Below are 14,052 nucleotides of genomic sequence, written 5' to 3' on the forward strand. Positions count from 1 at the left end.
TCATCTTAACTCCATTCATTTCTTACTTTGGATTCGTAATTTCTCCTGGGAAATCGACTGTTTCAAGAGCATTACGCACTTGAACGAAAGAAATTTTAGATTTTGGCATGATGATACGTACGTCTTTAAATCCAAGCGTTGTATACACCATCATTGTTTGACCTAGTTCTGAAGCAGTTTTACGAGGTAGCGGTGATTGATACGTTGCATCAACAACCATCGTATAATTTTGTGTTGGAATACGGTCCATTAGTGCTGTAATATCTTCTAAATACTCAGGGACCACTTCATCACGAACGAATCCGATGATTTGTACGTGCGCTTCTTTTTTTTGTTCATAAATAGCCATCTTATATTTTGGCTTATCAACGAAAATCATTTTTAAGCTCCTTTAGACTAAAATAAAACGCCGGTAAAATATGTAGATATTTTCAAGCGTTTTATCTTAGTAGTATTATTTTACTTTATTCTCTATATTCTATTAGTATAAATACTTTAATTTCCTTTGTCGACAATGGTTCTTTAGGCTTCTATATATCACTCGATAATAAATCGATATTTTTTGCTACAAATTACATTTAAAAGCTCGAAAATACATTTTTATGCTCTTATAATGCATTAATATAAAAAAATATAAAACTTCTCCACTTAAATAATTATTAATTATTAATAATATTTTGTATAAAGAGTAAATATTTCCATTTGAACTACCCGTAGTTCCTACAGTTGTTGATGACTTGCGTTAATATCTCGGTCTAATTCCGTACCGCAAGATGGACAAGTCCACTCACGAATATCTAATGGTTTCATATCATCTCGATGACCGCAGGCATGACAAACACCATCTTTTCCTTATGTTTTAATAGGAACAAATGTTCTTTTCAACGAATTAGCATGAGCAAAATGATTGGGTTCGCATTCATTCCCTCTCTCCTCACTACGTTCCTTGAGGGAGGGTATTCTACGAAGAAATGATAAAAAAATTACGCGCCGCCTTACTAATCGAACGACTTCTCGACACTTCAATAACGTACTTTAATTGTTGTAACGTCATCTGTTTCTCTCCCTTTGCATTGCTCCATCTATTAGAGCGTAAAAAAAATGACCTCGTCGTTTTCACGACGAGATCATCTCTATCATTATGCTAATTCTAACCAAGCAACTGCTTCACAATGTGCTGTATGTGGGAACATATCGACTGGTTGTACTTCTTTCGTTTTGTAGCCGCCATCTTCTAACACACGCAAGTCGCGTGCAAGTGTTGCAGGGTTACAAGAAACGTAAACGATACGTTTCGGACGTTCTGATAAAATCGTTTCAAGCAATGCATTATCGCAGCCTTTACGTGGTGGATCGACCATTAACACATCTGCCTCTTTGCCTTCTTTAAACCAACGTGGAATAACTTCTTCTGCTGGGCCTGCTTCAAAGTACGTATTGTTAAAACCGTTTAATGCCGCATTACGTTTCGCATCTTCAATCGCTTGTGGCACGATTTCAACACCCATCACGTGCTTCGCATTTTTCGCTAAAAATAGAGAAATTGTGCCGATACCACAGTAAGCATCGATCACTGTTTCTTCGCCTGTTAATGCCGCATAGTCAAGTGCTTGTTTGTATAACACTTCTGTTTGGATTGGGTTTACTTGATAGAATGAACGCGCTGAAATTTCAAAGCGTACATCACCGATATGGTCCTCAATCGTATCAGCACCCCATAAGTTCAATGTTTCATCGCCGAAAATAACATTTGTGTTGTTCGGATTCACATTTTGCATAATTGATTTCACATTTGGAATCAATTGGCGGATAACGTCAACGACCGCATCTTTTTGTGGGAACTTGCGTTTTTTCGTTACGAGCACGACCATCACTTCATCTGTCGCACGCGCTTTACGAACGACGACGTGACGTAGTTGCCCTTGTTTCGTTTGTTCATCATACGGTTGTAAGCCTAGCGCCCATAGCTTCGGTTTTAAACCTGCTAAAATGGCATCTGCCTCATCTGTTTGGATTAAGCAACGTTCTGTATCGACGATCGCATGTGATTTCGTTTTGTAGAAACCAGCAACGGGCACTTCACCATTCATGCCAAATGGAATTTGTGCTTTGTTGCGGTAGTTCCAAGGCTGTGCCATCCCTTTTGTCGGATGAACAGGCACATCGATTTTACCGATACGTTGCATCACGTCACGCACCATTTTCTGTTTCCAAGCAAGTTGTCCTTCATACGATAAATGTTGTAATTGGCAACCGCCACATTGATGGAATACAGGACATGGTGGTGTCACGCGATTTGGTGATGGTGTCGTAATGTCTAATACTTTTGCGAAACCATAGTTTTTCAGCGCTTTTAAGACGTGTACTTCACACGTTTCTTCTGGTAATGCGCCTTGGATAAATAATGGGTAGCCATCGACTTTTGCGACGCCCGCGCCATCATGTGTTAAATCTTCTATATAAACAGTTAAACGATCATTCTTTTTCACTGGTGCAGTCATTCAATTTGTTCCTCCATTTCAATTTCTCTATTGTATCACGAAACGCATAGAAAAGGAGGTATCCAATCGTCCGGATACCTCCCCGATATTATGCTTCGTCGTCTAACAAACGATCTTCGTCACGAATTTCATCAATCGGCACAAACAACTCGATATGACGTTTTAAATTTTGGAAGATAGCTGGCGCATCGCCACCATATTCACCATCTAAATTTAATAAGACACGTGATTCTGAAGATACTTTTACGTGATCTGCTTTTGTATAAATAATATGTGGGTCTTTTAAATGGTCCCCACGTACAGCAAGTGTGACGAGTCTAACAAACTCTGCAATATTACATTTTTTCAAAATGAATACCGTAAATTTACCGTCATTAATACTAGCGTCTGGTGCTAATTTTTCAAAGCCACCAACTGAGTTGGATAAACCGATCAGGAACATCATCGCATCATCATCGAATACTTCATCGTTGTACTCGATGCGCATTTTTGTAGCCTTCACAGACGGTAGCATTTCAATCCCTTTTAAATAATACGCGAGTTGCCCAAGCATCGTTTTGAGCTTGCTTGGTACTTCATATGTTAATTCCGTAATACGTCCACCTGCAGCGATGTTAATAAAGTAACGATCGTTCGCTAAACCAACATCGACTGGAATCGAATCACCTTTTAAAATAATATCAACAGCGGCATTAATATCACGCGGAATTTTCACAGCGCGTGCAAAGTCATTCGTCGTTCCCATTGGAATTAAGCCGATTTTTGGACGTTCTTCAAATTCACTTACACCTGCGACAACTTCATTTAACGTACCGTCGCCACCAACAGCGACAATAATGTCGAAGCCGCGCTCAACAGCAGCTTTTGCCGCAACTGTTGCATCGCCCGCACAAGTTGTGGCATGGCAAGACGTTTCATAGCCTGCGACTTCAAACTTTGCTAGCACTTCTGGTAAGTTCTTTTTGAATAACTCTCGACCTGACGTAGGGTTATAAATGATACGTGCTCTTTTCATAATTGTACCTTCCTGCTTCTAAAATTTCTCTTTCAAACCACGAAAACAGGCTGCCTAATTCCTATGCGTTGCACAAAAAAAGAGTCAGCCTGACTATTTTACAATCTAGTATATTTTATACCTAAATGTTCTATTTCTGCAAATATTCAATGCCCATTACTAAAGCAGTTCACAAATCCGCCTATACATGCTTTCATTTGTTCGGTAAAATAATACATTAGTGAAAGGATGACGTAATTTGAAAAAAACAACAGCTTTACTAAAAAGCTACAACTTTTTATTTTTCGGAATGCTTGCGATGTTCATTCCTTTTTTACCGGTCTTCTTAAAGTCAAAAGGCTTAACAACTAGTGAAGTAGGACTCGTCATCGCAATCGGCGGCGTCATTACCGTCATTTCCCAACCGCTTTGGGGCATGATTAGTGACCGCTTAAAAACGATTCGAAAAGTCGTGTTAGTGCTCGTCGCATTAACAGGCATTTGTGGCTTTTCACTTTACCAAGTAGACAGTTTCATATTGCTCGTATTATTAGCGATGTTCGTCTATTTTTTCTTAATGCCTCTCGATCCGTTAACCGAATCATTAAACTTTACAACTTCTGAGACGTTTGGCATTAGTTATGGTTCCGTCCGTACATATGGTTCGCTCGGATATGCCGTATTATCACTCGTCATCGGTTATATGACCGACTGGTTCGGCATGGGCATTATCGGCGTCTTTTTCGTCGCAATCGGCCTTATTTGTTTTGCCATCGTTTGGAACATTCCAGACGTCCCTGCTTCGAATACGCCGGTAACAATCGATAGCTTAAAACAAGTGTTAAAAAATAAAGAAATGATTTTATTTTTAATTTTAATTTTCATGAGTTCGATTCCTGCGCGTATGAACGATACGTTTTTAGGCATTCATATCGCTGCACTTGGCGGCGCGAATAGCTTAGTCGGTATCGCCTTCTTTATTGCAGGTGCGAGTGAAATCGTCGTATTTGCGCTTAGCTATTTATGGCTAAAAAAAGGGAAAGAGCTTCATTTAATGACCGCAGCGATTTTCTTTTACGCGGTACGTTTTTATTTAACTGGCTTTATCGACAACCCAACAATCGTTGTCATTTTACAAGTGCTTCAAATGTTAACGTTCCCTGTGTATTACACAGCGGCCATTCAATATTTATATCGCATTATGCCACGCGAATGGCGCGCTACTGGTCAAACGGTCCTGGCGCTACTGTTCTTCGGTATTTCTGGCATTATTTCTTCATATGTCGGTGGTGCGATGTATGACCAATTAGGCGGTAGCATTTTTTATTATAGTATCGCCACATTATCACTCATTTCTGCCGTCTATGGCGCCGTATTATTAATACGTCAACGTAAAATGGCATAGTAAAAAGCCCGACTCGTTTGAGTCGGGCTTTTTAGACGCATTTTGATGGTAATTCCGGCCATCGTTAGAAGCACAACGATAAAACGTTGTCCGGTTTCACACGCTAGCACTTTGGGTCATTTCTTTCCTTCCTACGAGACAAAAGCGTCTCTCGTCAGGAAATCAAAATGCCCTTCAGTGCTAAACGAGCGTGTTCAACACTTAATTAACGTTTGTTGATTTCTTCTAATAAGATTTTGTTAACCATTTGTGGGTTGGCTTTACCACGAGTAGCTTTCATAATTTGACCAACTAAGAAGCCGATCGCACGGTCTTTACCGTTTTTGTAGTCGATGATAGATTGTTCGTTGTTATCAAGGATTTCAGTAATCATTGGTACAAGTGCGCTTGCATCAGAGATTTGAACTAAACCTTTTTCTTCAACGATTTTCTTCGCATCGCCACCGTTTTCAACTAATTCTTTGAATACTTTCTTCGCAATTTTAGAAGAAATTGTACCGTCAGAAATTAGTTTGATCATGCTCGCAAGACCTTCTGGTGTAAGCGCTGTGTCGTGAAGTTCTTTTTGTTCAGCGTTTAAGTACGCGCTCACTTCACCCATTAACCAGTTAGATGCAAGTTTCGCATCTGCACCAGCAGCTACAGTACCTTCGAAGAAATCAGCCATTTCTTTAGAAAGTGTTAATATGCCTGCATCGTAAGCTGGTAAGCCCATTTCTGCAACGTAACGTTCTTTACGAGCATCTGGTAATTCAGGAATCATCGCTTTTTCGCGTTCTAACCATTCGTCATCGATCACGATATCTACTAAGTCAGGTTCTGGGAAGTAACGGTAATCGTCCGTACCTTCTTTAACACGCATAAGGATTGTTTTACCTGTTTTCTCATCGAAACGACGAGTTTCTTGCTTAATTTCGCCACCAGCGTTTAATACAGCTGCTTGACGTTGTGCTTCATACTCAATACCTTTACGTACGAAGTTGAATGAGTTTAAGTTTTTAAGCTCAGTACGTGTACCGAATTCATCTTGACCGTAAGGACGGATTGAGATGTTCGCATCACAACGTAGTGAACCTTCTTCCATACGTACGTCTGAAACGCCTGTGTATTGGATGATTGCTTTTAGTTTTTCAAGGTATGCATAAGCTTCTTCCGGTGTACGGATATCTGGCTCAGATACGATTTCAACTAGTGGTGTACCTTGACGGTTGTAATCGACAAGTGATGCGTTCGCACCGTGTGTTAATTTACCAGCATCTTCTTCCATGTGGATACGAGTGATACCGATACGTTTTTTCTCGCCGTTTACTTCGATTTCTAACCAGCCGTTTTCACCGATTGGTTTATCAAATTGTGAAATTTGGTAAGCTTTCGGATTATCAGGGTAGAAGTAGTTTTTACGGTCGAATTTTGTATGTTGGTTAATGTCCATGTTAAGAGCTAGTGCTGCGCGCATTGCGTAGTTGACTACTTCTTTGTTTACAACCGGTAAAACACCTGGGTAACCAAGGTCGATTACAGAAGTGTTTGTGTTTGGTTCAGAACCGAATTGGTTTGGAGATGGAGAGAAAATTTTAGATTTTGTTTTTAACTCAACGTGTACCTCTAAACCAACGACTGTTTCGTAGTTATTTGTTGCCATATTATTTTACCTCCCAAGTTTGAGGTTTTGCATTGTGGAAGTCAGTTGCTTTTTCAAAAGCATCTGCTACGCGGTAAATTGTGCCTTCTTCGAAGTATTTACCGATGATTTGTAAACCGACAGGCATGTCATCGTCAAAGCCACATGGGATTGAGATTGCTGGTACGCCTGCTAAGTTAATTGGAACAGTTAAAATATCGTTCGCGTAAACTGTCATTGGATCTTCTAAGTTTTCGCCGATTTTGAATGCAGTTGTTGGTGTTGTAGGTCCAACGATTACATCGTACTCTTCGAATACTTTGTCGAAGTCTTGTTTGATTAACGTACGAACTTGTTGTGCTTTTTTGTAGTAAGCATCGTAAGTACCTGCTGATAATGAGTAAGTACCTAACATGATACGACGTTTTACTTCGTCACCGAAGCCTTGTGCACGTGTTTGTAAGTATAAATCTTCTAAGTTATCTGCTTCAGCACGGAAACCGTAACGGATACCGTCGAAACGAGAAAGGTTAGATGATGCTTCTGAAGAAGAAATGATGTAGTAAGCAGCTAGTGCGTATTTAGAGTGAGGAAGTGATACTTCTTCAACTGTTGCGCCTAGTTCTTTTAATTTGTCGATAGCAGCTAGTACTTGTGCTTTAACGCCTTCAGATACACCTTCTGCTAAATATTCTTTAGGAACTGCAACTTTTAAACCTTTAATGTCGCCAGTTAATTGCTCAACATAGCTTGGTACTTCAACGTTTGCTGAAGTAGAATCGTGTGGGTCAACGCCAGCGATTGCTTCAAGTAATAAAGCGTTGTCGCGTACGTTGCGAGTGATTGGTCCAATTTGGTCTAAAGAAGATGCGAATGCTACTAAACCGTAACGAGATACGCGGCCGTAAGTTGGTTTCATACCAACAACGCCACAGTATGCAGCTGGTTGACGGATAGAACCACCTGTATCAGAACCTAATGTGAATGGTACTTCGCCAGCTGCTACTGCTGCTGCAGAACCACCTGAAGAACCACCAGGAACACGATCAAAGTTCCAAGGGTTGTGTACTTTTTTAATAGCAGAGTTTTCGTTGGCAGAACCCATAGCAAATTCATCCATGTTTACTTTACCAACTGTTACCATGCCAGCTTCACGTAATTTTTTTACAACTGTTGCGTCGTAAATTGGGTTGAAGCCTTCTAAAATTTTTGAAGCACATGTTGTTTCAATGCCTTCTGTTACGATGTTATCTTTCACACCGATAGGTAGACCGAAAAGTGGTCCACGTTCTGCAAATGGTACTTCGTCTTTTTGTGCAGCTTCAGCTAATGCTGCTTCTTTATTTAAAGCTAAAAATGCGCCTACTTCGCCGTCTAATGCGTCGATGCGTGCGTAAGCTTCATTTGTTAAATCAGCGATTGTAATCTCTTTGTTTTCTAGAGCTTGTTGTAATTCAGCTGATGTTTTATCAAACAATGACATCATTGTCCCTCCTCTTAAAATTATTGAGCGATGATTGGTGGTACTTTTACTAAACCATCTTGTTGTTCTTTAACGTTTTTCATCATTAAATCGCGATCAAGACCTTTAGCAGGTACGTCTTCACGGAATACGTTGTGAACTGGTAGAACGTGTGTAGTTGGAGCTACATCCGTTGTATCTAATTCTTGTAATTCGTTTGCGAAGTCAGTGATTGCCGCTAATTGTGATGCGAATTTTTCTGCTTCTTCATCTGTGATTGCAAGACGTGCTAATTTTGCTACGTGTTTTACTTCTTCTACTGAAAGTTTTGCCATGTTGTACACCTCCATATTCGATAACCATACCGATAATAATATCATTTCTATGATCGTTTAATCAAGGTAGCTTCATTGCGCCAAATCGCACGAAACCCTTGTAAATAAAGGGTTTTAAGCATCATTATGACAATTATTCACTACACTAAAAAAGAATCCTCTCAAATTATACAATGAATTATCTGAAAAAAGTATGCTCTACAAGCTCGATTGTTGTCATTTTCTCAAAAATTTCCCGCCCGCTTAAAAAAACGAGGGCGACATAAATCGCTCCTCGTTTTCGGTTAATCGTTGTAAATGTGAACGTAAGGTTCTGAAGTGCCTGCCTCTTTCACGACTAATGCTTCTGCGCCATGAGATGACGTAATGTTAACTTCAACTTGTAAATCTTTTTTGAATTGTGATGTCACTGCGCTCGCTACGTATTGTGTAAAGCCGATCATTTCACCTGTACCGTTAAACTTAATCGGAATTTCGACTGTTAAACGTTGGATTTTGCCGTCTTTATAGTAACCACGTCCGATAACGTTCGTGCCGTTTGCGAAGTATTCGTCGATATCATCTTTAAACGTTTTAAAGTTATCATTCGTTTCGCTGTACATCGCATCTGTACTTTCTGTTGGGAAGCGAACGTATTGTTCATTAATATCTTCCCAATCGCTTAATGACGCTGAACCTGACTTCGCTGTGGCACTTGCGAAGTATGTACCTGGCACGATATCTTTATGGCTTAATTGTTTGTATAAACCGACTGTAATTGGTACGTTGCCTAAGCCGTCCATCTTACGCATACGTTTAACGATTTGTGCCGCTATTTTTTTCCCTTGTTCCTCTAACACTTTGTCGTCAATTGCTTGCTCAAATGTCGCACCGTATTGTTCTTTTTGGTAGTAGTACACAGAATTTAATGCTAAACCGATTGAAACGCCACCAAGTTTCACTTTTTTGTCGTCTGATTTTGTTAAGTAATTTTGTTCGATAATGTGTGCTAAATAAATCGGCGCTTTCGTTGCTGCTTCTGCCGGTTTCATCCCTTTGTTACTTGGGTTTAACCCAGCTTTATCATCATTGCTACGCGCAAGCCATGATCTTACCGTATCTTTATCTAAATATTGACCTTCTTGGAAGTAATATTTTTCTGAATCGAATTGGTTTAATGACAAACGCATTAACCCTGTTTCTGCTTCTTGAATATCGTAACGAGAATAAATATTCGATACGATTAAACCGCGTGTCACACTTTCTTTGTAAGGAAGTAATGTGCGGTAATATTGGTCATCAATTTGCATGCTCGGAATGATTGTAGATCCTGAACTTTTAGTAGATGAGTCTGTCGTCGCCACTTCGGAATTGCTGTTGAACGAAGGCAGACTACAACCTGCTAATAAGGCCGTCGCAACCACCGCCGGAATCCAGCGAATATGTTTTTTCATACTTGTGCGAGCTCCTTTACTCTGATAATTCTTCGATTAGACGTTCTTCGTCCCAAACTTCAATGCCGAGTTGTTCAGCTTTCGCCAGTTTAGAACCTGCTTCGGCACCCGCAATGACAAGGTCTGTTTTCTTACTGACACTGCCGGTTACGTTTCCGCCCAATGCTTCTATTTTCGCCTTTGCATCATTACGTGTCAATCGTTCAAGTTTCCCTGTTAGGACGATTGTTTTACCGTTAAAGTTGCTATCGATGTTAGATGTGTCTACTTTCTTACCAGTGTATGTCATATTGACACCCGCTTCACGTAATCGTGTAATAAGTGCTTGCACATCTTCGTTCGCAAAATACGTCACGAGCGAATCGGCCATCTTTTCACCGATTTCAAAAATCGCTGTTAATTCCTCTTCCGTTGCAGCCATTAATGCGTCCATCGTTTCAAAATGTTCCGCTAAAATTTTTCCAGCTTTTGAACCGACGTGACGAATACCTAATCCGAATAGTAAGCGCTCTAATGAATTAGCTTTTGACGCTTCAACCGCATCGAGTAATTTTTGCGCAGACTTCTCACCCATACGTTCTAGTTGAATGAGTTCTTCAAAGTTTAAGCAATACAAATCAGAAACGTCTTTTACTAAGCCTTCGCGTAACAATTGCGCGACGACTTTCTCCCCGCAGCCGTCGATATTCATCGCATTACGTGAAACGAAATGCGCTAACCCTTCGGCAATCTGCGCGAAGCATTGTGGATTGACACAGCGTAGTGCGACTTCTTCTTCAAGACGAACGAGTTCACTATCACATGCTGGACAATGTGTCGGCATCGCATAAGGTTCACTATCTTCTTGACGTTGGTCGAACAACACTTGTTTAACCTCTGGAATAATATCGCCTGCTTTGCGAATAATAACGTGGTCCCCGATGCGAATATCTTTTTCGCGAATAATATCTTCATTGTGCAATGATGCACGTTGCACCGTCGTACCCGCTACGAGTACCGGTTCAAGTACGGCTGTCGGTGTGACAACACCTGTACGACCGACCGTTAAGTCAATGTCTAACACTTTCGTTACGACTTCTTCTGCTGGGAATTTATATGCAATTGACCAACGTGGTACTTTAACGGTATTGCCTAATTCTGCTTGTTGGTCGTAATCATCAACTTTAATTACGATGCCATCAATTTCATACGGCAATGTCGGACGCTTTTCTGTCCATTCGTCGATATAAGCAAACACTTCTTCTAAGTTGTTGCAAATGCGACGTTCATCGTTCGTACGGAAACCAAGCTCTGCTAAAAAGTCTAACGCATCGCTATGACACGTTAAGCCAAATTCTTCACCGTTCGTGCCGAGCGCATACATAAATGTTGAAAGGTTTCGGCTCGCCGCAATTTTCGGGTCTAGCTGACGTAATGACCCTGCAGCTGCGTTACGTGGATTCGCGAATAAATTTTCTTCGCGTTCTGCACGTGCTTTATTTAAATCGTTAAATGAACGTTTCGGCATATAACATTCCCCGCGCGCTTCAAGCGTCACCGGTTTTGCTAAACGAAGTGGCACAGAACGAACCGTTTTTAAGTTTTCGGTAATGTTTTCACCAATTGTACCGTTCCCACGTGTCGCCCCTTGTACGAAGACACCATTTTCATATTTTAATGAAATCGCTAAGCCGTCAATTTTTAATTCGCAAACGTAACGGAATTTCTCACCGATTGCTTGACGTACACGCTCATCAAATGAACGGACATCGTCTTCGCTAAACGTATCGCCAAGACTTAACATCGGGTGGTCGTGTGCTACTTTTTCAAAGTTTGTCAGTACAGCACCACCAACGCGTTGTGTCGGTGAATCTGGGAAACGTAAGTCTGGGTGTTCCTCTTCAATTTGAATGAGTTCATGCATTAATTGATCGTACACACTATCGGGTACGCTCGGTGTATCTAAATCATAATATTCGTGTCCATATTGCTTTAATACTTTATTGAGCTCTGCTACACGTTGTTCTAATTTCGTATCCATGTGCTTGCCCCCTATTGTTTCGTAATTGGCGCAAATTTCGCCATTAATCGTTTAATACCTGTCGGTGCTGGGAATGCGATGTCTAATTCTGTACCATCACCTTCACCGCGAACAGAAACGACCGTACCGACACCCCATTTACCGTGTGCCGCTTTGTCGCCAACTTGCCATGATAATTTGTCGCCACCAGACGCTTTAAGCGCTGATTTTTGCGCAAGCGCACGACCTTTCGTTTGGCCTGTCGCTTGGCGATAACCGCTGCGACGTGGTGAACTGTATGCACCACTTTGCGCAGAACGTTTAACGATTGTTTCTTCTATTAAATCTGAGTCGATTTCGTTTAAGAAACGAGATGGTGTGTTAAAGCTAGAGCGACCGTATAATGTACGCATTTGCGCACAGCTTAAGTACAACTCTTTTTCAGCACGTGTAATGCCGACGTACGCAAGACGACGCTCTTCTTCCATCTCATCGTTATCCATTAATGAACGTGCATGTGGGAAAATATTTTCTTCCATACCGATAATGAAGACGATTGGGAATTCTAGCCCTTTCGCAGAGTGCATCGTCATTAATACGACGCCACCTGTTTGCTTTTCTTCTTCCTCTTTACCGAGTTGGTCGATATCCGCAACGAGCGCTAAGTCCGTTAAAAAGGCGATTAACGTTTTATCGTCACTGTTTTCTTCAAACGTTTTCGTCACTGATAAAAACTCGTTAATGTTTTCAAGACGGCTTTCCGCTTCAATTGTTTTTTCTGCTTTTAACATCTCGCGGTAGCCTGATTTTTCAAGCACTTCTTCGACAAGTTCTGTTACAGACATATAGTCTTGTTGTTGCGTAAAACGCTCAATCATCGAACGGAAATAAATTGCTGAATTCGTCGCACGACCTGATAAGCCCATAAAGTCGACTTCTTTTAACGCATCGAATACAGAACGGTCTTGTTCAAACGCAAATTGCATCATACGTTCAAAAGATGTCGCGCCGATGCTACGTTTCGGTTCATTAATAATACGTGCTAACGCTAAGTCGTCATCGTTGTTCGCAATTAAACGTAAGTATGCGAGTAAATCTTTAATTTCTTTACGGTCGTAGAATTTCGTACCGCCGACGATCGTATAGTTCATGTTCGATTTCACGAGCATTTCTTCCATGACACGTGATTGCGCATTCGTACGGTAAAGAATCGCAAAGTCATCTTCCGCATATCCTTCACGCATTTTTTCTTGAATCGTTTTGACGATAAATTGCGCTTCTGCCTTTTCATCGTACGCACGATTTAAACTGATTTTCGCACCTATATCGTTGTCAGTACGTAGCTCTTTCGGGAAGCGGCTCGCGTTATTTTTAATGACACTATTAGCGGCTGCTAAAATCGTTTTCGTTGAACGATAGTTTTGTTCTAACATGATCGTTTGAGCGTTCGGATAATCTTTTTCGAACGATAAAATGTTCGTAATATCCGCACCACGCCAGCGATAAATCGATTGGTCTGAGTCGCCGACAACACATAAATTTTTAAACTTCGATGCTAGTAATTTTACGAGTAAATATTGTGATTTGTTCGTATCTTGATACTCATCGACGTGAATGTAGTGGAATTTGTTTTGATAGAAGTCGAGTACTTCTGGGACTTCTTCGAATAAATGAATCGTCATCATAATCAGATCGTCAAAGTCTAAGCTTTGGTTTTTCTCTAAACGACGTTGATACGCTTCATATACTTGCGATACCGTTTTTTCGTACGGATTGTTTTGATTGGCATTCGCTTGGAATTCTCGATACGTAATACATTCATTTTTCGCTGAACTGATGGCGTTTAAAAGCGCACGTGGGTCATATTGTTTCGGATCGATATTCAGTTCTTTTAAGACGTTTTTCACGACTGTTAATTGGTCTGTTGAATCTAAAATCGTAAAGTTTTTGCTGAAGCCAATACGGTCGATGTCTCGGCGTAAAATACGGACACACATCGAGTGGAATGTCGATACCCACATTTGTTGACCGCTACCGTTACCGAGTAAACCGTCGATACGGTCACGCATTTCGCGCGCCGCTTTATTCGTAAATGTAATCGCTAAAATATTCCATGGGTTGACTGCTTTTTCAATGACTAAATACGCGATGCGATGTGTTAACACACGCGTTTTACCTGAACCGGCACCCGCCATAATTAGTAGTGGGCCGTCCGTTGCTTGAACCGCTTTCGCTTGTTCAGGGTTCATACCGTTTAATAAATTTCTCGTAAGTTGGTCCATTGTGCACCTTCCTTTATACA

General features: G+C 40.8%; 10 protein-coding genes and 1 pseudogene. 1 reads left to right on the plus strand and 10 read right to left on the minus strand.

Going from position 1 to position 14,052, the window contains the following annotated elements; all coding sequences use genetic code 11:
* Nucleotides 1-22: 22 nt before the first annotated feature.
* The 4 genes and pseudogenes from KMHG_RS15470 to KMHG_RS15485 all read right to left on the minus strand — a co-directional run bounded on the left by KMHG_RS15470 (nt 23) and on the right by KMHG_RS15485 (nt 3,516).
* Nucleotides 23-379, minus strand: coding sequence for a hypothetical protein (locus tag KMHG_RS15470; protein ID WP_010290903.1), 357 nt, complete (start codon nt 377-379; stop codon nt 23-25).
* 341 nt (nt 380-720) lie between these two features.
* Nucleotides 721-825, minus strand: a pseudogene (locus KMHG_RS18900) (zinc ribbon domain-containing protein); the annotation flags it as partial.
* A gap of 314 nt (nt 826-1,139) precedes the next feature.
* A complete protein-coding gene (gene rlmD, locus KMHG_RS15480) occupies nt 1,140-2,501 on the minus strand; it encodes a 23S rRNA (uracil(1939)-C(5))-methyltransferase RlmD (protein WP_010290904.1) in 1,362 nt (453 codons plus the stop codon).
* A gap of 88 nt (nt 2,502-2,589) precedes the next feature.
* Nucleotides 2,590-3,516, minus strand: coding sequence for a diacylglycerol kinase (locus KMHG_RS15485; protein WP_010290905.1), 927 nt, complete (start codon nt 3,514-3,516; stop codon nt 2,590-2,592).
* Between the two features lie 238 nt (nt 3,517-3,754).
* On the opposite strand from KMHG_RS15485, the gene KMHG_RS15490 reads away from it, so the two are divergent.
* Complete coding sequence (locus KMHG_RS15490) at nt 3,755-4,900, plus strand: MFS transporter (RefSeq protein WP_010290907.1); 1,146 nt, start codon at nt 3,755-3,757, stop codon at nt 4,898-4,900.
* A gap of 205 nt (nt 4,901-5,105) precedes the next feature.
* Here KMHG_RS15490 and gatB read toward each other — a convergent pair whose 3' ends face one another.
* The 6 genes from gatB to pcrA form a co-directional block, all read right to left on the minus strand.
* Nucleotides 5,106-6,542 (minus strand): Asp-tRNA(Asn)/Glu-tRNA(Gln) amidotransferase subunit GatB, encoded by a 1,437-nt coding sequence (gatB, locus tag KMHG_RS15495; protein WP_010290908.1) that lies wholly within the window; start codon nt 6,540-6,542, stop codon nt 5,106-5,108.
* A gap of 1 nt (nt 6,543) precedes the next feature.
* Nucleotides 6,544-8,004, minus strand: coding sequence for an Asp-tRNA(Asn)/Glu-tRNA(Gln) amidotransferase subunit GatA (gatA, locus tag KMHG_RS15500; RefSeq protein ID WP_010290911.1), 1,461 nt, complete (start codon nt 8,002-8,004; stop codon nt 6,544-6,546).
* 20 nt (nt 8,005-8,024) lie between these two features.
* Nucleotides 8,025-8,318 carry an Asp-tRNA(Asn)/Glu-tRNA(Gln) amidotransferase subunit GatC gene (gatC, locus tag KMHG_RS15505; RefSeq protein WP_010290912.1) on the minus strand — a complete coding sequence of 98 codons (294 nt, stop codon included), beginning with the start codon at nt 8,316-8,318 and terminating at the stop codon, nt 8,025-8,027.
* Nucleotides 8,319-8,602: 284 nt separating this feature from the next.
* Nucleotides 8,603-9,751, minus strand: coding sequence for a CamS family sex pheromone protein (locus tag KMHG_RS15510; protein WP_010290913.1), 1,149 nt, complete (start codon nt 9,749-9,751; stop codon nt 8,603-8,605).
* Nucleotides 9,752-9,767: 16 nt separating this feature from the next.
* On the minus strand, nt 9,768-11,771 hold the full coding sequence (ligA, locus tag KMHG_RS15515) for an NAD-dependent DNA ligase LigA (protein ID WP_010290914.1): 2,004 nt from the start codon (nt 11,769-11,771) through the stop codon (nt 9,768-9,770).
* 11 nt (nt 11,772-11,782) lie between these two features.
* Entirely contained in the window at nt 11,783-14,032 is a 2,250-nt protein-coding gene (gene pcrA, locus KMHG_RS15520; RefSeq protein WP_010290915.1) for a DNA helicase PcrA, read from the minus strand.
* Nucleotides 14,033-14,052: the final 20 nt, after the last annotated feature.

It is taken from the genome of Kurthia massiliensis, assembly GCF_000285555.1.
GTDB lineage: Bacteria > Bacillota > Bacilli > Bacillales_A > Planococcaceae > Kurthia > Kurthia massiliensis.